This is a genomic window from Catenuloplanes japonicus, assembly GCF_000717135.1.
Taxonomy (GTDB): domain Bacteria; phylum Actinomycetota; class Actinomycetes; order Mycobacteriales; family Micromonosporaceae; genus Catenuloplanes; species Catenuloplanes japonicus.
Genome location: NZ_JNXY01000040.1, coordinates 115,847 through 133,179, shown reverse-complemented (window position 1 = coordinate 133,179; position 17,333 = coordinate 115,847). Strand labels below are relative to the sequence as shown.

The 17,333-nt window shown below is 70.3% G+C and carries 17 protein-coding genes; 6 read left to right on the top strand and 11 right to left on the bottom strand.

The genetic code is table 11. The annotated features are described in order from the left end of the window. Window positions 1-57: 57 nt before the first annotated feature. Complete coding sequence (locus tag OP04_RS42980; protein ID WP_033345822.1) at window positions 58-1,218, top strand: amidohydrolase family protein; 1,161 nt, start codon at window positions 58-60, stop codon at window positions 1,216-1,218. Window positions 1,219-1,550: 332 nt separating this feature from the next. Continuing rightward, the gene (locus OP04_RS50760) at window positions 1,551-1,814 is read left to right on the top strand and encodes a sigma-70 family RNA polymerase sigma factor (protein ID WP_051799937.1); all 264 of its coding nucleotides are present in this window, start codon (window positions 1,551-1,553) and stop codon (window positions 1,812-1,814) included. Window positions 1,815-2,377: 563 nt separating this feature from the next. On the opposite strand, the gene OP04_RS42970 is transcribed toward OP04_RS50760, so the two are convergent. Then, window positions 2,378-3,103 carry an AfsR/SARP family transcriptional regulator gene (locus OP04_RS42970; RefSeq protein WP_033345775.1) on the bottom strand — a complete coding sequence of 242 codons (726 nt, stop codon included), beginning with the start codon at window positions 3,101-3,103 and terminating at the stop codon, window positions 2,378-2,380. Between the two features lie 166 nt (window positions 3,104-3,269). On the opposite strand from OP04_RS42970, the gene OP04_RS42965 reads away from it, so the two are divergent. Next, a complete protein-coding gene (locus OP04_RS42965) occupies window positions 3,270-4,196 on the top strand; it encodes a hypothetical protein (protein ID WP_033345774.1) in 927 nt (308 codons plus the stop codon). A 43-nt stretch (window positions 4,197-4,239) separates the two neighbouring features. Here OP04_RS42965 and prcA read toward each other — a convergent pair whose 3' ends face one another. The 9 genes from prcA to OP04_RS42920 form a co-directional block, all read right to left on the bottom strand. Continuing rightward, window positions 4,240-5,061, bottom strand: coding sequence for a proteasome subunit alpha (prcA, locus tag OP04_RS42960; RefSeq protein ID WP_033345773.1), 822 nt, complete (start codon window positions 5,059-5,061; stop codon window positions 4,240-4,242). Between the two features lie 46 nt (window positions 5,062-5,107). Beyond that, window positions 5,108-5,950, bottom strand: a complete 843-nt coding sequence (gene prcB, locus OP04_RS42955; protein WP_033345772.1) for a proteasome subunit beta — start codon at window positions 5,948-5,950, stop codon at window positions 5,108-5,110. Next, the gene (locus tag OP04_RS52580) at window positions 5,869-6,432 is read right to left on the bottom strand and encodes an endonuclease VII domain-containing protein (protein WP_232323950.1); all 564 of its coding nucleotides are present in this window, start codon (window positions 6,430-6,432) and stop codon (window positions 5,869-5,871) included. Before OP04_RS52580 ends, prcB begins: the two co-directional genes overlap by 82 nt. Window positions 6,433-6,536: 104 nt before the next feature. Next, on the bottom strand, window positions 6,537-6,752 hold the full coding sequence (locus tag OP04_RS42945; RefSeq protein ID WP_033345771.1) for a ubiquitin-like protein Pup: 216 nt from the start codon (window positions 6,750-6,752) through the stop codon (window positions 6,537-6,539). Between the two features lie 147 nt (window positions 6,753-6,899). Continuing rightward, window positions 6,900-8,432, bottom strand: coding sequence for a depupylase/deamidase Dop (gene dop / locus OP04_RS42940; protein WP_033345770.1), 1,533 nt, complete (start codon window positions 8,430-8,432; stop codon window positions 6,900-6,902). Between the two features lie 128 nt (window positions 8,433-8,560). Then, the gene (gene arc / locus OP04_RS42935) at window positions 8,561-10,342 is read right to left on the bottom strand and encodes a proteasome ATPase (RefSeq protein WP_033345769.1); all 1,782 of its coding nucleotides are present in this window, start codon (window positions 10,340-10,342) and stop codon (window positions 8,561-8,563) included. A gap of 294 nt (window positions 10,343-10,636) precedes the next feature. Then, the gene (locus tag OP04_RS42930; RefSeq protein WP_033345768.1) at window positions 10,637-11,224 is read right to left on the bottom strand and encodes a hypothetical protein; all 588 of its coding nucleotides are present in this window, start codon (window positions 11,222-11,224) and stop codon (window positions 10,637-10,639) included. Next, window positions 11,221-12,234, bottom strand: a complete 1,014-nt coding sequence (locus tag OP04_RS42925; RefSeq protein WP_157241109.1) for a tRNA (adenine-N1)-methyltransferase — start codon at window positions 12,232-12,234, stop codon at window positions 11,221-11,223. The genes OP04_RS42930 and OP04_RS42925 overlap by 4 nt, the downstream gene beginning before the upstream one ends. A gap of 62 nt (window positions 12,235-12,296) precedes the next feature. Then, window positions 12,297-13,364: a site-2 protease family protein gene (locus OP04_RS42920; protein WP_085067238.1), complete on the bottom strand. Its 1,068-nt coding sequence runs from the start codon at window positions 13,362-13,364 to the stop codon at window positions 12,297-12,299. 195 nt (window positions 13,365-13,559) lie between these two features. Here OP04_RS42920 and OP04_RS42915 point away from each other — a divergent pair, with 195 nt between their 5' ends. Continuing rightward, on the top strand, window positions 13,560-14,534 hold the full coding sequence (locus tag OP04_RS42915; protein ID WP_085067224.1) for a RecB family exonuclease: 975 nt from the start codon (window positions 13,560-13,562) through the stop codon (window positions 14,532-14,534). Here the strand turns inward: OP04_RS42915 and OP04_RS42910 are convergent. Further along, complete coding sequence (locus OP04_RS42910; RefSeq protein WP_085067223.1) at window positions 14,528-15,145, bottom strand: PilZ domain-containing protein; 618 nt, start codon at window positions 15,143-15,145, stop codon at window positions 14,528-14,530. The two genes, OP04_RS42915 and OP04_RS42910, sit on opposite strands and share 7 nt — an antisense overlap. A gap of 175 nt (window positions 15,146-15,320) precedes the next feature. Between OP04_RS42910 and OP04_RS42905 the strand changes: the two genes are divergently transcribed. Both OP04_RS42905 and OP04_RS42900 read left to right on the top strand, forming a co-directional pair. Next, entirely contained in the window at window positions 15,321-16,496 is a 1,176-nt protein-coding gene (locus OP04_RS42905; protein WP_051799936.1) for a sensor histidine kinase, read from the top strand. 13 nt (window positions 16,497-16,509) lie between these two features. Continuing rightward, window positions 16,510-17,184, top strand: a complete 675-nt coding sequence (locus OP04_RS42900) for a response regulator (RefSeq protein WP_033345766.1) — start codon at window positions 16,510-16,512, stop codon at window positions 17,182-17,184. Window positions 17,185-17,333 lie beyond the last annotated feature (149 nt).

Genomic DNA, 17,333 nt, shown 5'->3' with positions numbered 1-17,333 from the left:
GCAATAGCGTCATCTTCCACAGACGACGACGCGAGGGAAGGCCGGAAGTACATGCCGATGAGGGCGATCCGTACCGCCAGGATGTTCGACGGGACGCGGATGCACGGGGAGAGCGTCGTGCTCGTCGAGGACGGGCGCATCGTGGACGTGGAGACCTCGGGCAGAGAACTGGCCGCCGGGATCCCGGTCACCGACCTGGGCGACTCCTGCCTGCTGCCGGGACTGATCGACACGCACGTGCACCTCGGGTTCGACGCGTCGGCCGACCCGATCTCCGCGATCGTCGCGGGCTCGGACGCACAGATCCTCGGCATCATGCGGGCCTCGGCTCAGCGGTCGCTGCAGGCCGGGATCACCACGGTGCGCGACCTCGGGGACCGGAACTTCCTGTCGCTGCGGCTGCGCGACGAGTTGCGGCAGGTGACCGGGTCCGGGCCGGAGATCCTGGTGGCCGGGCCACCGATCACCAGCGTCGGCGGCCACTGCCACTTCCTCGGCGGCGCCGTGGACGGGATGGACGCGCTGCTGGAGGCGGTCCGGGAGCGGCATGCCCGCGGGTGCGACGTCGTCAAGATCATGGCCAGCGGCGGGAACATCACGCCGGGCTCGGCACCGTACCGGAACCAGTTCACGCGCGAGGAACTGCGGCTGGTCGTCCTGGAGGCGCACCGGCTCGGACTTCCGGTGTGCGCGCACGCGCAGGGCGTCGATTCCATGCGGGACGCGCTGGCCGCCGGCGTCGACACCATCGAGCACGCGTTCTTCATGACCGAGACCGGCGTGGAGACCCCGGAAGACCTGCTGGACGACCTCGCCGCCGCACCGCTGACCATCTCGATGAGCGCCGGCCTGATCCCGGGCGGTGTCGCACCGCCGCCCGCGGTCGCACGCAGCCTCTCCTCGGTCTTCGCCGCGATGACACGCCTGAAGGACCACGGCGCCGCGATGGTCATCGGCACCGATGCCGGCGTCGGGCCGAACAAGCCGCACGACGTGCTCCCCTACGCGGTGGAGCAGGCGACCGGCCTCGGCTGGGACCCGCTCGGCGCGCTCACCATGGCCACCGCCACCGCCGCCGACGTGTGCGGCCTCCGCAAGGGCCGCATCCAGCCCGGCGCCGACGCCGACCTCCTCGCCGTCGCCGGCGACCCGCTCACCGACCTGGCCCGCCTGCGCGACGTACGCGCGGTCTACCGCGGGGGCGTCCGGGTCCGGTAGGCGGCGTCTCCCCACTGGTCACGGCGACCGCGCTGGCCGAGGTCAAGGCGGTGGGCGTCGCCGGATCGTCAGCACCGCAGAGCCGCAACTCCAGTCGCTCCCGCGTCCGGCCCGGCTTGCCCGCGCCTGTTGCGGGCCGCGCCTGATATGGGGAGCGCGCCAGGTCCGGGGGCCGTGCGAAGCAGGCAGCCGCGAGAAGCAGGCAGCCGGATCAGATTGCGACCGGAAGGGCCTCCGAGCAGGATGCCAAGTCAGCTGCAAGTAAACGTCAACCGCGGTCGTCGACCATGTTCTCCTATCCTGGTGGCGGAATCGGTGGGCGGCACACGACGATGGGCACGGAAGCGGCGCGGCTGGCGCGCATGTCGGCGTTGCGCGACCGGCATGCCGGCCCGGTGCTGCGTCTCCTGACGGATCTGTCCGGAGTGGACGCGGCCGAAGCTCTTCTGGACGAGACGATGCAGCGCGCCCGGCGGCACATCGACCATCTCGACGTCGCTCCGGAGCAGCAGCAACGCTGGCTGTTCACGGTCGCGCGCCGCGTCGCGATCAAGGCGGCCCAGGAGCGCGCCGCCCGCCACGGCACGCCGCGGTAGCTGCCTACCCGGCCTTGGCGGCACTGCGAAACTGCGGCCAAAGCTGGGCACCGCTATGTCGTAAAATTTCGGGCGCATAGCGCCCGAGCAATGGGCCGAGCCGGGGCGGGCCGGGGCCGGGGCGAGAGCCGGACCCTGACACCGAGGGCGACCGGAAGGTAATCCACCACAGCCCGAAACCGAGGGATTTCACGCCTGCGAGGGGTCGGGAGGACTCAGTAGACCCTCGTGGCGCCGAGGAGCCGGGCCGGAAACGACCGCACGGGTTTTCCGGACCACGGCGGGACCGGCTCCTCGCGACGAGCGGAGCGCCAGCGGAGCCCGACGCGAGGTTTGCCCGCGGGAGCAACGCTGCCGCACCACGCTGGAAGCGGGCAAGCAAAGATCTTGATCTAGGTTGTCGCCTCCCGGCCGGCGCGAATGCCGGCGGCGAGACACGGCGCAGGACCATCGCGCCAGCGGGCTCGGGGTCTGGGGTCGTCCCCAGGCACACTCAAGCGCCCGCGGGAGCAACGCTGCCGGACCACGCCGGAAGCGGGCAATGCATTCTGCCGATAGAAAGCTCAGATCAGTGCCGGGTCGTCGGCGAGGATGCGGCGGTGGAGGGTGACGAGGGCCGGGCTCGGGGTGGTGTGCCGGAGGCCGTGGAAGTGGGCCAGGGCCTCGGCGCGGCGGCCGCTGGCGTAGAGCGCGAGCATCAGCAGCTCGTGGAGCGCCTCGTTGTCCGGGTCGGCGGCGAGCATCATCTGGGCCTCGGGCGCGGTGTAGTCGGCGTCGCCGAGGCGGATCTGGGCGTGCAGGCGGGCGAGTTCGGCGTCGCGGATGAGGCGTTCGAGGCGGATGCGCTGGGTCTCGGCGTAGGGGCCGAACGCGCCGGCCATGACCGCGCCGCGGTGCAGCGCGAGCGCGGAGCACAGTTCGAGGTCGGCGGTGGTGTGCCGGCCGGCCTGGGTGGCCTCGGTGGCGCGGAGCGTGTGGCGGCGGAAGCGGTCCAGGTCGGTGGAGAGCGGCGGGGTGGACAGCGCGTAGCCGTAGGCGGTCGACTCGATGGAGGCGGGCGTGTCCTGGAGCACATGGCGCAGGCGGGAGACGTAGGTACGCACGGTCGCGGCCGCGGCCTGCGGGGGCTCGTCGTCCCAGAGCGCGGCGGCGAAGCGGCGCAGCGACACGGGCGCGCCCTCGTGCAGCAGCAGGATGGCCAGGGTGGTGCGCTGCTGGGGTGAGCCGATCTCCAGCTCGCGGCCGTCGTGCCAGGCCTGGACCGGTCCGAGCAGTGAAAATTCGATCATTGTGGTGAACCCCCCGGAGGTGCGCGGAGCCTCCGACGGTAGGCGGACCGACCGGAACGATCTGTGACTGATTAGTGGATTCGGCCGTCCATGGACCGTCATGGCCCCATTGACAGCGGACACGGAGAGTAGCGATCACCACGAACCGATCAAGGAGTTTCCTCGCATGTCACGCAAGCTGGGCGCGCTGCTGCTCGCCGGTACGTTCCTTCTGAGCGCCTGCGGCTCGGAGGCGGATTCGAGTGACGGGGCCGGCGCCGTCCCCACGCCGGTGGAGAGCGTCGCCGCGGCCGACCTGAACCTGGTCTCCGGCACGGCCACCACGAACGAGGCGGAGCCGGGCACCGGTGACTGGACCGTCCGCCAGGGCGGCCCCGCGCCGGAGGGTGCGGGCGCGGAGAAGGCGAAGGCGTGGGTGCAGCTGACGGTCAGCACCGACACCGCGCTGAAGCAGGTGGTCGTCAACGGCTCGGATCTGACGCTGTACCGGTTCGACAAGGACACGGCCGCGCCGTCGAAGTCGGCCTGCAACGACGACTGCGCGAAGACCTGGCCGCCGGTGCTGTTCCACCCGGGCATGAACATCTACCTGGCCGGTGTGAAGCCGGAGGCGGTCGGTGTGGTGCTGCGCGACGACCGCACGGTGCAGCTGACGATCGCGGGCTGGCCGATCTACCGGTTCGCCGGCAACAAGGACAAGCCGGCCGACAAGCCGCGGGACACCAACGGTCACGGCGTGGGCGGCACCTGGTTCGGCATCACGCCGGACGGCAAGAAGGCGGAGCTGAAGGACAACACGCCGAAGCCGGTGATGAACGAGCCGGAGGCGAAGCCGGGCGACGGCAAGGGCACCGCGATCTTCTTCACCGAGAAGTCGTTCGCCGAGAAGAGCTACTTCGAGATCCTGTCCGGTCCGGGCTGCAAGAACCTGGACTCGACCGCGAACGAGGCGTCGTCGGTGGTGGCGACCGGCAGCATGAAGATCTGGGCCGGCAAGGACTGCACCGGGAAGTCGTTCACGATCAACGGGGACGTGTCCGACCTGGCCGAGACCGGGCTGGACAACGACGTGGAGTCGGTGCGCTTCCTCTGATCCTCAGGTGGTCGCCGGGGCGTCACCGCCCCGGCGATCATCCTCAGGTGTTGTCGACCGCGGGGGACTCGCCGCCCGTCTCCAGGTCCGCGGAGGCGGCGGAGACGGTCGGGGTGTCCGGGCCGGTGGCCGGGTCGCCCGGCTTCTCGGTCGGGTCGGCCGGGAGGTCACCGCCCTCGAGCAGCGCGGTCAGCGCGTCGGTGGCGAACCGGCGGAACGTGCGGCCCCGGCGGGTGCGGTCCAGGACCGCGACCTCGAGCTGCTTCGCCGTGATCGTGCGCGGGTTGCCGTTCTCGCCGCCGACGCTGGCCAGCGACTTGACCGCGAGCTTCAGCGCGTCGGACAGCGACAGCGAGTGGTCGTGGCCGTCCTTGAGCGTGCTGGAGATGCCCTCGGCCTGGCCGCCCATCGCCATGAAGCCGGGCTCGTCCTGGACGGACCCGTCGTACATGATCCGGTAGATCTCGTCCAGCTCCGGCGTCGCGCCGACCTGCGCCACGCACAGCTCGACCTCGAACGGCTTCTGCTGCTCGGTGAAGATCGCGCCGAGCACCTGCGTGTACGTGCTGGCGAGCGCCCGCCCGGTCACGTCCCGGCGGTCGTAGCTGTAGCCGTCGATGTCGGCCTTGCGCACGCCGGCCCGGCGCAGGTTCTCGAACTCGTTGTAGCGGCCGACGGCGGCGAAGCCGATCCGGTCGTAGATCTCGCTGACCTTGCGCAGCGACGTCACGTTCTCCGCGACGAGGAGGACCCCACCGGCGTAGCTGAGGACCACGGCGCTGCGACCCCGGGCGATGCCCTTGCGGGCGAGCTCGGAGCGGTCGCGCATGATCTGCTCGGGTGAGGCGTAGAACTGCATTGCCACGGCGGCTCTCCAATCGGTTCAGGGCTGGGGGGCGACAGGGGGTCGCTCAGCCGCCGGGGTTCTCGTGGCGGGCGTTGACGACGGCCTCGGCGATCGCGGAGACCTCGGCCTCGGTGAGCCGGTTGGTGCCCTCGGCGGACGCCGTCATCACGACCGGGAAGATCCTGCGGATCAGGTCCGGCCCGCCGGTGGCGGTGTCGTCGTCGGCGGCGTCGTAGAGCGCCTCGACGGCGAGCCGGGTGGCCTCCTCCGCGGAGATGCCGGGCCGGTAGCGCTTCTTCAGCGCGGACTTCGCGAAGATCGAGCCGGAGCCGATCGCGTCGTAGCCGGTCTCCTCGTAGAGGCCGCCGGCCACGTCGAAGCTGAAGATCCGACCGACGCGCGCGGGGTCGGCCGCGGCCTGGTCGTACCCGGCGAAGAGCGGGATGACCGCGAGGCCCTGCAGCGCGGCGCCGAGGTTCTGCCGGATCATCGCGGCGAGGCGGTTGGCCTTGCCGTCGACGGAGAGCATGACGCCCTCGATCTTCTCGTAGTGCTCCAGCTCGACCTGGAACAGCCGCATCAGCTCGATGCCGACACCGGCCGTGCCGGCGATGCCGATCAGCGAGAACGCGTCCGCGGGGTGCACCTTCTCGATGTCCCGGCTGGCGATCATGTTGCCCATGGTCGCGCGCCGGTCACCGGCCAGTACCACGCCACCCGCGTACGAGATCGCCACGATCGTGGTGCCGTGCGGCGCGATGTCGCCGGCGGAGAGGCCGGGCGGCAGCGGCCGGCGACCGGGCAGCAGATCGGGGGCGGCGACACTCAGGAACTGGGTGAAGGAAGACGTTCCCAGGTCGGTGAACGCACCTGGTAGACGCCCGGATGGATCAAAACCAGTTGCCACGTGTGTCCCTTCAGGTATGTGATCGCCCGTTCCAGATGCGCGATGTTGTCACGAAACTGGCCGAGGCCGCCGTTGCAGTTGAAGCAGAGTATCCCGCGCACGGCTCCGGTGCGATGGTCATGATCGACGTGTTCCGGATTCGGTACGCCGCAGATGGCACAGAGCCCGTCCTGCAACTCCAGGAGCGTGTTGAACATGTCCTGGTCGATGCCGTAGCGACGGCGCAGATGGTACTCACGGCTGCCGCCGTACAGCCGCTCCCTGGTTTCCCTTCCGCGCTCGTTATGGCAAGGCTTGCAGTACGTATGCCGCTCGACACCGGTGCGAGGGAAATCCTCCAGCGCCTTTGTCTCGCCGCAATCGGGACACCACTTCATCCCCGCCGCCACCGGCACGCTCGGCTTTCGCTGCGGCCTGATGCCACGACGGCGACGGCTCGCCTCCGACCGCTCAGCGGCACACCGCTTGCAGTAGAAGGCCAAGCCGTCGCTTCGTCGCGCGTTCCGGTGAAACTCGGCGGTGGGCAGAAGTCGAGCACACTGCGGGCACCGTTTCGTTTCCCTATTGCCCAAATCGGACAAAAAGGTCACTCCCCGCCTTTTTGTACGTAACCCCTCACAAATTCTTCCGCATTCTCTTCGAGGACCGAATCGATCTCGTCGAGCAGATCGTCGACGTCCTCGGTGATCTCGGCGTGTCGCTCGGCGACCTCCGGGTTGGCCTCGACCGTGGCCTCGTCGACCTCGCTCTGCTGGCTGCTCTTGCTGGATTGCGACTGTCCGCCGGTGTCCTTGGTAGCCATCCCCGGGTCCTCCCTCGCCTCGTGCCGCGGGACTCGAACGCCCCGGCAACATCAGGTACCTAAAACCTACCCCGCCGTTATGACGAAAAGGCTCGCCCAAGCGCGTGTTTCGCGCTCAGCCGAGCCGTTCCGCGACGCGCGGAGGGACTACGTGGCCGGCTTCTGCCCGCCGGTCAGCGCCTCCAGCAGGTCCTTGGCGCTCTCACAGCGGTCGAACAGCGCGCCGACGTGCTTCTTCGTCCCGCGCTCCGGCTCCATCATCGGCACCCGGACCAGCGACTCGCGGCCGATGTCGAAGATGACCGAGTCCCAGCTGGCGGCCACGACCTCGGACGCGTACTGCGCGAGGCACCGGCCGCGGAAGAACGCCCGGGTGTCCTCCGGCGGGTTCACCATCGCGTCCCACGTCTCGCGCTCGTCCAGCAGCGTCTTCATCGAGCCACGGGCCACCAGGCGGTGGTAGAGACCCTTCTCCGGGCGTACGTCCGAGTACTGCAGGTCCACCAGCTGGAGCTTGTGCGAGGCCCACCCGAGGCTCTCCCGCTCCCGGTAGCCCTCCAGCAGCCGCAGTTTCGCCACCCAGTCCAGCTCGTCCGCACAGGACATCGGGTCGCGGCCCAGCTTGTCCAGGATGTTCTCCCAGCGGTTGAGCACGTCCGTGGTCTGCTCGTCCGCGTCGGAGCCCTGCCGGTCGTCGACGAACGCCTTGGCGCGCTCGAAGAACGCCCACTGCAGGTCCAGCGCGGTGAGCTTGCGGCCGTCACGCAGCCGGACCATGTGCTGCAGCGTCGGGTCGTGGCTGATGTTCTTCAGCTCGGAGACCGGGTCGGCGATGCTCAGGTCGCCGGTGAGCGCCTTGTCCTCGATCATGGCGAGGATCAGCGCGGTCGTGCCGACCTTCAGGTACGTCGACGTCTCCGACAGGTTCGCGTCGCCGATGATCACGTGCAGGCGGCGGTACTTGTCCGCGTCCGCGTGCGGCTCGTCGCGGGTGTTGATGATCGGCCGTTTGAGCGTGGTCTCCAGCCCGACCTCGACCTCGAAGAAGTCGGCGCGCTGGGAGATCTGGAAACCGGCGCCGGAACCGTCCTGCCCGAGCCCGACCCGGCCCGCGCCGGTGACGATCTGCCGGGTGACGAAGAACGGCGTCAGGTACGCCACGATGTCCGCGAACGGCGTCTGACGGCGCATCAGGTAGTTCTCGTGGGCACCGTACGACGCGCCCTTGTTGTCGGTGTTGTTCTTGTAGAGGTGGATCTGGTGCGCGCCCGGGATGGTCGCCGCGCGCCGGGCCGCCTCCGCCATCACCCGCTCGCCGGCCTTGTCCCACCGGACGATGTCCATCGGGTTGGTGACCTCGGGCGTGGAGTACTCCGGGTGGGCGTGGTCGACGTAGAGCCGCGCGCCGTTGGTGAGGATGACGTTGGCGAGGCCGAGATCCTCGTCCGCGAGCGCCTCCGCGGGGTCGTAGGCCGCGCCGGAGTAGGTGAAGCCGCGCGCGTCGCGCAGCGGCGACTCCTCCTCGTAGTCCCAGCGGGTGCGTCCGCCGCGGTTGAGCTCCGGGCGTGCGCCGTAGGCGTTGACGACCTGCGAGGAGGTCACCATCGGGTTGGCGCCCGGCTGGCCGGGCACGGAGATGCCGTACTCGACCTCGGTACCCATGATCCGACGAACAGACATTAAGCGACCTCACTCCCGATAACCCGTTGAGAGAAGCCTAGCCCCTACAAGGGGTGACGAAACGTGTCGGCATAGGTGCAAAAACGGAAACGGGCGGCCCGAAAGGGGCCGCCCGCTCCAAAAACGACTTACAGGTACTGACCGGTGTTCGAGGCCGTCTCGATGGCACGACCGGCGTCCGTGCCCTTGCCGCCGGAGACGAGCGTGCGGATGTAGACGATCCGCTCGCCCTTCTTGCCGGAGATGCGGGCCCAGTCGTCCGGGTTCGTGGTGTTGGGCAGGTCCTCGTTCTCACGGAACTCGTCGACGCACGCGTCGAGGAGGTGCTGCAGGCGCAGGCCCTTGCGTCCGGAGGAGAGGAACTCCTTGATCGCCATCTTCTTGCCGCGGTCCACGATGTTCTGGATCATGGCGCCGGAGTTGAAGTCCTTGAAGTAGAGGACCTCCTTGTCACCGTTGGCGTAGGTGACCTCCAGGAACCGGTTCTCCTCGGTCTCGGAGTACATCCGCAGCACGACCGACTCGATCATGGCGGCCACCGTCGCGTCGGCGTCCTTGCCGTGCTCGGCCAGGTCGTCCTCGTGCAACGGCAGGCCGCTGAGGATGTACTTCGAGAAGATGTCCTTGGCCGCCTCGGCGTCCGGACGCTCGATCTTGATCTTCACGTCGAGCCGGCCCGGACGCAGGATCGCCGGGTCGATCATGTCCTCACGGTTGGAGGCGCCGATGACGATGACGTTCTCCAGGCCCTCCACGCCGTCGATCTCCGACAGCAGCTGGGGGACGATCGTGTTCTCCACGTCGGAGGAGACGCCGGTGCCGCGGGTGCGGAACACCGAGTCCATCTCGTCGAAGAACACGATGACCGGGGTGCCCTCGCCGGCCTTCTCCCGCGCACGCTGGAAGATCAGCCGGATGTGCCGCTCGGTCTCGCCGACGTACTTGTTGAGCAGCTCGGGGCCCTTGATGTTCAGGAAGAAGCTGGTGTGCTTCTCCTTGCCCTGCCGCTCGGCGATCTTCTTCGCCAGCGAGTTCGCGACGGCCTTCGCGATGAGGGTCTTGCCGCAGCCGGGCGGGCCGTAGAGCAGGATGCCCTTCGGCGGGCGCAGCTGGTGCTCCCGGAACAGGTCGGCGTGCAGGAACGGAAGCTCCACCGCGTCACGGATCTGCTCGATCTGCGAGTGCAGGCCACCGATGTCGGTGTAACCGACGTCGGGCACCTCCTCCAGAACCAGCTCCTCGACCTCGCTCTTCGGGATCCGCTCGTACGCATACGACGAGCGGGGCTCGATCATGAGCGAGTCACCGGCACGCAGAGCGGTGCCGATGAGCGTGTCAGCGAGGTGAACGATGCGCTCCTCGTCGGCGTGCGAGATGACGAGCGCGCGGTCACCCGGAGTGCCCTCAGGCGTCTCCAGGATCTCCTTGAGCATCACCACCTCGCCCACGCGCTCGAATCCGAACGCGTCGACGACGTTCAGCGCGTCGTTGAGCAGGACTTCCTGCCCGCGCTGAAGCTCGTCCACCTCAAGCGACGGGGAGACCGCCACGCGCAGTTTGCGCCCACCGGTGAAGACGTCGACGGTGCCGTCCTCATGGCGGGTCAGGAAGACACCGTAGCCGCTCGGCGGTTGCGCCAGGCGGTCGATCTCCTCCTTGAGCGTGACGATCTGGCTCCTGGCCTCCTTGAGGGTGGCCACCAGTCGCTCATTGTTCTCGGACAGTCGGGAGAGCTGCGCCTGCGTTGCCGCCAGCCGCTCCTCGAGCTGCCTCACGTGACGGGGGCTTTCGGTCAGCTTGCGCCGCACCAGGGCGAGTTCCTCTTGAAGAAACGCGACCTGCGTGGAGAGATCGTGGGCCTCTTTCTCCCACCGTGCGGCGCGCTGATCGGCGTCGTCGCTACGTGCCACGTCCCACCTCCCCGGGGGCTCGAACGTCTTGAGATAACACTAGCCGTAAAAGCCGGGATTCCAACCCACGCAACACCCTCGTCACCGAAGCTTGATCAGTTCCGTCCATGCGATCCGAACCGGTCACCGGGGCCTGAACATGCCCCCGGAGTGCGGAAACTTCCGCCGGATGGCGCGAAAACCCCCGAAGAACACCAACCCACATCAGGGGTACGGAGTGAGTCCTCCGACCGGGTGGTTCACGTTATTCACGCGCCCGGGTGGTGTAGAACGCGCCCGGGAGACATCCGGGTACTACAGCGTCGGCCGCCCGACCAGGCTCGCGATGACCCGGGCGAACTCCTCCAGACGCGCGATCTGGCCGGTCCCGCCGTCGTCTATCGTCTTGCCGAACCGCAGCGCGTCGTGCCGTACCGGCGGGCGCTCGCCCTCCTCCAGCGTGCCGCCGCTCGGCGCCGCCTCGTCCATGGTGCTGAGCAGCAGATACACGTCGACGCTGCCGACCTGGGCCGCCCCGGTGGGTGTGCGGGTCAGCTGCCGCCGGCAGCCGACCTCGGTGACCGTGGACAGCGGCACGACGCGCAGCGACGACGTCATCGAGCCGGGCGGGCCCTCGCCGAGCGGCACGTCCTCGCCGTGCCAGAGGATCAGCCGGTTGCCGTCGCAGACCACGACCTCCTGCCACACGCCGTTGACCTCGTTGACGAAGCGCTCCAGCGTGAAGCAGAGCACGTCCGCGCCGCGCAGCACGCCGCCCAGCGACTCCAGCGCGACGTCCGGGTCGCGGAGGTAGGCGCGGGCGGCCGAGTCGAGGTCGTGGTACGGGGACCAGTCCGGGAACACCGCGGGCAGATCCCCTCCCCCACCGAGGCTGTGGCTCACTCGTCGGTCTCCGGTGACTCGGGCCGCTCGGGCACGACCTGCTCGGCAACGACCTGCTCGGCAACGACCTGCTCGGGCACGACCTGCTCCGGCACGGCCGCGGCCGCGAGCGCCGCCTTCCGTACCGCGTAGGCCTCCGCGCCCTTGGAGGGCTTCCGGCGCCGCGGCGGTGCCTGCACGCCGGGCGCGAGCTTGCGGGCCGAGACCAGGAACGCGGTGTGCGCGATCATCCGGTGGTCCGGGCGGACCGCGAGGCCCTCCGCGTGCCAGTCCCGCACCAGTGACTCCCACGCGCGCGGCTCGGTCCAGCCGCCGCGCTCACGCAGCGCCTCGACCAGCTCGGACAGCTGCGGCGTGGTGGCCACGTAGCCGATGAACACGCCGCCGGGGACCAGAGCCCTCTCGACCATGTCCAGAGCCTCCCACGGCGTGAGCATGTCCAGGATGATCCGGTCGAATCCGGTCTCCTGGCAGTCCGCCACGTCGCCCTGGTGCAGCGTCCACGCGGGCGGCGGCGCGCCGAAGAACGCCTCGACGTTCTTGCGGGCGATGACCGCGAAGTCCTCGCGCAGCTCGAAGGAGTGCAGCTCGCCCGTGTCGCCGACCGCGCGCAGCAGCGAGCAGCTCAGCGCGCCGGAGCCGGCGCCGGCCTCCAGCACCTTCGCACCGGGGAAGATGTCGCCCATCTGGACGATCTGGGCCGCGTCCTTCGGGTAGATCACCTGCGCGCCGCGCGGCATGGACAGCACGTAGTCGGACAGCAGCGGGCGCAGCGCCAGGTAGGCGGTCCCGTTCGCGGACGTGATCACGCTGCCCTCGGGCAGGCCGATCAGGTCGTCGTGCTCCAGCGCGCCGCGATGCGTGTGGAATGACTTGCCGGACTCCAGGACAACCGTGTGCATCCGTCCCTTCGGGTCGGTGAGCTGGACCCGGTCACCCGCCTGGAACGGCCCCCGGCGCGCGGGCACCGGCGGGGCGGTCGGGACGACGGCGGTGGACGGTACGGTCACGGTGTTCCTCTTCCTCGGACGTGCTGTCTCTATTGATACGGGCGCGAACACCGTATCGGGGGTCAAACGGCCGGGTTGCCCCGGCCACGCCGTGGTTCGAGCACCTCGGCCAGGTCGATGAGGTGGAGCACCCCCACGACGTCGTCCCCGCGGGTGACCAGGTACTGCGCGCCGGGGTGAGTCTGCACCACGCGCACGACCTGCTCGCCGGTGAGGTCGACCGACATGGCCGGGATCCCCTCGACGCCGCGCGCGACCGTGTCGACCGACACCCACGGGCGCCGTTCCGCGGGCACCGCGGCCGCGCGGGCGCCGTCGACCAGCGCCACGACCCGCCCGGACGCGTCCGCCACGACCAGCGACGCGTTCCCCGGCCCGGACTCACGGCCGCGGCGCTGCGCCTCGGCCAGCGGCGTGCCGGTCGGGACCGCGAAGATCGGCCGGGCCAGGTCCGACAGGTTCACCATCGGGAAGCGGCGGCTCATCCGGGCCAGCCGGATCGACTGGCCGGCGCCCTGCCACAGCGTCAGCGTGACCAGCAGCATGAACACCAGGCCGAACACGCTCAACCAGCCCAACAGGTACGTCACCAGGACACCGGCCGCGGTCAGCCCGGCCAGCGCCCGCCCGGACCAGCCGGCGACCTCGGTGGCCAGGTGCCGGTCGCCGTGCACGGCCCAGACCGCGGCCCGCAGCGCCCGGCCGCCGTCCAGCGGCAGGCCGGGCAGCGAGTTGAACGCGGCCACGACCAGGTTGCTGACCGCGAGCTGGAACGTGAGCTGGCCGGCGAGCGTGTCGTCCGCCAGCAGCAGCGTGGCACCGGTGGCGAGCACGCCCAGCACCAGCGACACGGCCGGGCCGGCCAGCGAGACCAGCAGGTCCACCCGCGGGCGGGGCGCGTCACGGTCCATCTCCGTGTAGCCGCCGAGCAGCTCGAGCGTGATGCCGCGCACGCCGATGCCGAACCGGCGGGCGGTCAGCGCGTGGCCGAGCTCGTGCAGCAGCACGGAGCCGAGCAGGCAGACCACGAAACCGGCGCCGACCGCGTATCCCGCCGGGCGGGACAGGTCGAGCTGGTGGCGGACGAACTCGCCGTAGATGACCGTGACCGCGACCGCGAGCAGCAGCATCGAGGCGTTGAGGTAGACGGGGACGCCGAAGAGCCGCCCCACCGTGACGCCGGCGCGACGGCCCGGGTCGGGCGCCTCGTTGTCCACCGGGCCGATGGTATCGGGGAACACCGGCGGTGTGCTGAACGCGTACTTCGTGACCGATCGTGCGTGCTCAGTCTGAAACCGTCATACGTTCCCCTTAGCCTTGTGGTCATGAGCATCGAGACGACGGAGGCAGCACAGTTGCAGACAGGCCTTTCTCCCGCGGAGATCCTTCAGCCCGACTGGACGGGGCCGTCGCTCTCGCCCTCACGGGCCGGCGACTTCAAGACCTGCCCGCTGCTGTTCCGTTTCCGCACGATCGACCGGCTCCCCGAGCAGTCCACGCCCGACCAGGTGCGCGGCACGCTGGTGCACGCCGTGCTGGAGCGGCTCTACGATCTGCCGGCTGCGGACCGTACCCCCGATGCCGCCTTTGATCTGGTCCGCCCCTCCTGGGAGCGGCTGCTGGAGCAGGACCCCGACCTCGCCACGCTCTTCAAGGGCGAGGAAACCGGCGGGGGTACGCAGGCGGAGGTGCTGATCGAGGTCCAGCCCGGCGAGGCGCCGGTGCTCGGGGTCGACGACTTCCTCGCGTCCGCGCGCGGCCTGATCGAAGGCTACTTCACGCTGGAGAACCCGCAGCGGCTCGAGCCCGCCGAGCGCGAGCAGCTCATCTCCACCGTGGTCGACGACCGGCTGCGGCTGCGCGGCTTCGTCGACCGGCTCGACGTGTCGCCGGACGGGCAGATCCGCGTCGTCGACTACAAGACCGGCGGCGCGCCCCGCGAGGCGTTCGAGGCGAAAGCGCTGTTCCAGCTGAAGTTCTACGCGCTGGTGCTGTGGCGGACCCGGGGCGTGGTCCCGCGCGTGCTGCGCCTGATCTACCTCAAGGACGTCGAGGTCTGCGACTACTCGCCGGACCTGGAGGAGCTGCAGCGCTTCGAGCGCACCGTGCTGGCGCTGGCCAAGGCGATCGAGGCCGCGACCGCGGCGCGCGACTTCCGGCCGCAGCCGAGCAAGCTGTGCGGCTGGTGCAACCACAAGGCGCTGTGCCCCGCGTTCGGCGGCACCCCGCCGCCCTACCCGGAGGTCGTCCCCGCCCAGCGCACCGCCGCCACCAGCATCGCCGTGGAGGCCGATCAGTAACGGGCGTAGGCGCGCCGTCGCTCCTGCGCCGCGACGTAGTCGGCGATCAGATCCTCGGCCTGCGTGCTCAGCCCCACGAAGAGCAGCCGGTGCATGTTGACCGGGTCCAGGCCGGGCAGCACCTTCGCGCTCACGGTGACGAACTGGCCCGGCAGGTCCAGGCGTCCCGGCAGCGGCTCCCCCGGCTCCGGCCCCCGGCCGAACGCGAGCGCCCCGCCGAGCGAGATGTTCCGCGTCGTCAACGGGAACGTCGCCCCCTCCTCACCGTTGAGCGTGAGCGGCACCGTCGCCGGCACGCGCAGGCTGGACCGGCGCTGGATGCCGGTCTCCACCTTGGTCGGGCGCATCCCGACCGTCGCCTCCGTGGCGCGCACCACCTGCGCGCTGCCCACGCCGCCGCGCCCGTCCGCGGTCCAGACCAGCTCGACGACCTGGCCCTCCTTCAGCCCACCCGGGATCCTGAAGTTCAGCACCCGGTCCGGGGTACGGATGACGCTCAGATCACGGTAGGTCTTCTCGCCCGCGACCACGGTCACCAGCTCGGCGTCCTCCGGGAACTCGACGAACTCCGCCGGCTCCGGCACCCGCTTCCACGGCAGTCGCAGTCCCATCGTCCGTACCCTCCACGTCCGTCGCTCGCATCCGTTGCGATCCGGTGATCGGCAGGTATCCGGCCGGGATGAGGGCTGTGTCCCAACTCATAGGCCCCCTCCTGCTTCAGGAGGAGACCGTCGTCCCCGTCGCGGCGGATTTCCCCGGGCGGATTCGCGGATAGGTTCGACCGATATGAAGAGCTTGCGCGCCTGGGCCTCCGCCGGTCACAGCCGTGACCCGCGCCGGGCGTTCGCCTCCGACTGCCGGCTCGCACTGGTCGTCCTCGCCGGCGACGCGGTGGCGACCTGGGCGTCCGCCGGCGCCGACCTGCCAATCCTGGCGCTGACCGCGCTCTGGTGCACGGCCGCGATCACGCTGCGCCGGGTCGCGCCCTGGCCCGCGCTGCTGCTGTTGCTGCCCACCGTCGTCGTGCCGCTGATCGGCCTGCAGCAGCCGCTGGCCATGCCCGCCGCCTACGTGATCCTCACCTACACGCTCGCGTCCCGGCTGTCGCTGCGCGCCTCGATCGTCGCCGCGCTCCTGCTGTGGCTCCCCGTGCTCGCCACGGTGCTGGTCATGCCGGAGCTCTCCGACGTACCCCCGCTGTTCCTGGCCGTGAACAACGGCCTGATCGCGCTGGTCGTCGTCCTGGTCGGCCGCGCCGTCCACGGCCGCCGCGTCACCGCCCGCGCCCTGGAGGAACGCGCCCACGCCGCCGAGTCCAACCAGCGCGCGCTCGCCGAACAGGCCGTCGCCGACGAACGCCGCCGCATCGCCCGCGAACTCCACGACGTCGTCGCCCACAACGTCAGCGTGATGGGCGTCCTGGCCACCGGCGCACGCCGCGTCCTGCGCACCAGCCCCGACGCCGCCGACGAGGCGCTGACCACCATCGAGGAGACGTCCCGCAGCGCCATGCGCGAACTGCGCCGCATGCTCGGCGTCCTGCGCACCGAGACCGAACCGGCCGCGGAGATGTCCCCGCAGCCCGGCATAGCCGGCCTCGAGGCGCTCGCCGACCAGGTCCGCGACGCCGGCCTGCCCACGTCGCTGCGCATCGACGGCACCCCCGCCACGCTGGAACCCGGCGTCGCGCTGACCGTCTACCGCATCGTCCAGGAGGCGCTGACCAACGCGCTCAAGCACGCCGGCCCCGCCACCGCCCAGGTCCGCCTCAGCTTCGGCGTCTACTGGCTGATCGTGGAGATCTTCGACACCGGCCGCGGCCCCGCCCCCGGCTCCGAGCACGGCGCCGGCCACGGCCTGGTCGGCATGCGCGAACGGGTGGCCCTCTACGGCGGCACGCTGCGCGTCGGACCCCGCCCTGGCGGCGGCTTCCGCGTCTACGCGAAGATTCCCGTGGACTGAAGGGGGTTACTTCGTGACGGACACCCGGCCGGTACGCATCCTGCTCGCCGACGACCAGCCACTGCTGCGCACCGGTTTCCGCATGGTGCTCGGCGCCGAACCCGACCTCCACGTCGTCGGCGAGGCCGGCGACGGCACCGAGGCCGTCGACCTGGCCCGCCGCCTGCTCCCCGACGTCGTCCTGATGGACATCAGAATGCCCCGCATGGACGGCGTCGCCGCCACCAAGGCGATCGTCGACGCCCGCCTCCCCGTCCGCGTCCTGATCCTCACCACCTTCGACCTCGACGAGTACGTGGTCGGCGCCCTCCGCGCCGGCGCCAGCGGCTTCCTCGCCAAGGACGTCCCCGCCGAGGATCTGGTCACCGCCATCCGCACCGTCGCCGCCGGCGAGGCCGTCGTCGCCCCCCGCATCCTCAAACGTCTCCTCGACCGCTTCGCCGACGTCCTCCCCGACCCCGACGCCACCCCGCCCCGCTCCCTGAGCTCGCTGACCGAACGCGAGCGCGAGGTCCTCGTCCAGGTCGCCAAGGGCCAGTCCAACGCCGAGATCGCCCGCGCCCTCTCCGTCAGCGAAACCACGATCAAGACCCACGTGGGTCACGTCCTGACGAAGCTCGGCCTCCGCGACCGCGTCCAGGCCGTCGTCCTCGCCTACGAGACCGGCCTCGTCCGCCCCGGCGCCTAGCCTCCGAGCGGGAGGCCGCACGTCCCACTCGGGGGGATCTCGAGGCGTGTCCTTCTTGAGGAGGAGACCCGCCCCGTCGTGGGGTCGAGGGGACTACCCGCCCGGTGGTGGACGACGGACCCTCTTCCGGCACGTAGCGTCATGTTCGC

What these genes read in the sequence shown, in the direction of transcription:
- OP04_RS42980 (WP_033345822.1), top strand. Translation starts at nt 58, where the DNA reads ATGAGGGCGATCCGTACCGCCAGGATGTTCGACGGGACGCGGATGCAC.
- OP04_RS50760 (WP_051799937.1), top strand. Translation starts at nt 1,551, where the DNA reads ATGGGCACGGAAGCGGCGCGGCTGGCGCGCATGTCGGCGTTGCGCGAC.
- OP04_RS42970 (WP_033345775.1), bottom strand. Translation starts at nt 3,103, where the DNA reads ATGATCGAATTTTCACTGCTCGGACCGGTCCAGGCCTGGCACGACGGC.
- OP04_RS42965 (WP_033345774.1), top strand. Translation starts at nt 3,270, where the DNA reads ATGTCACGCAAGCTGGGCGCGCTGCTGCTCGCCGGTACGTTCCTTCTG.
- OP04_RS42945 (WP_033345771.1), bottom strand. Translation starts at nt 6,752, where the DNA reads ATGGCTACCAAGGACACCGGCGGACAGTCGCAATCCAGCAAGAGCAGC.
- dop (WP_033345770.1), bottom strand. Translation starts at nt 8,432, where the DNA reads ATGTCTGTTCGTCGGATCATGGGTACCGAGGTCGAGTACGGCATCTCC.
- OP04_RS42920 (WP_085067238.1), bottom strand. Translation starts at nt 13,364, where the DNA reads ATGCTGCTGCTCGCGGTCGCGGTCACGGTCATCTACGGCGAGTTCGTC.
- OP04_RS42915 (WP_085067224.1), top strand. Translation starts at nt 13,560, where the DNA reads ATGAGCATCGAGACGACGGAGGCAGCACAGTTGCAGACAGGCCTTTCT.
- OP04_RS42910 (WP_085067223.1), bottom strand. Translation starts at nt 15,145, where the DNA reads ATGGGACTGCGACTGCCGTGGAAGCGGGTGCCGGAGCCGGCGGAGTTC.
- OP04_RS42905 (WP_051799936.1), top strand. Translation starts at nt 15,321, where the DNA reads ATGAAGAGCTTGCGCGCCTGGGCCTCCGCCGGTCACAGCCGTGACCCG.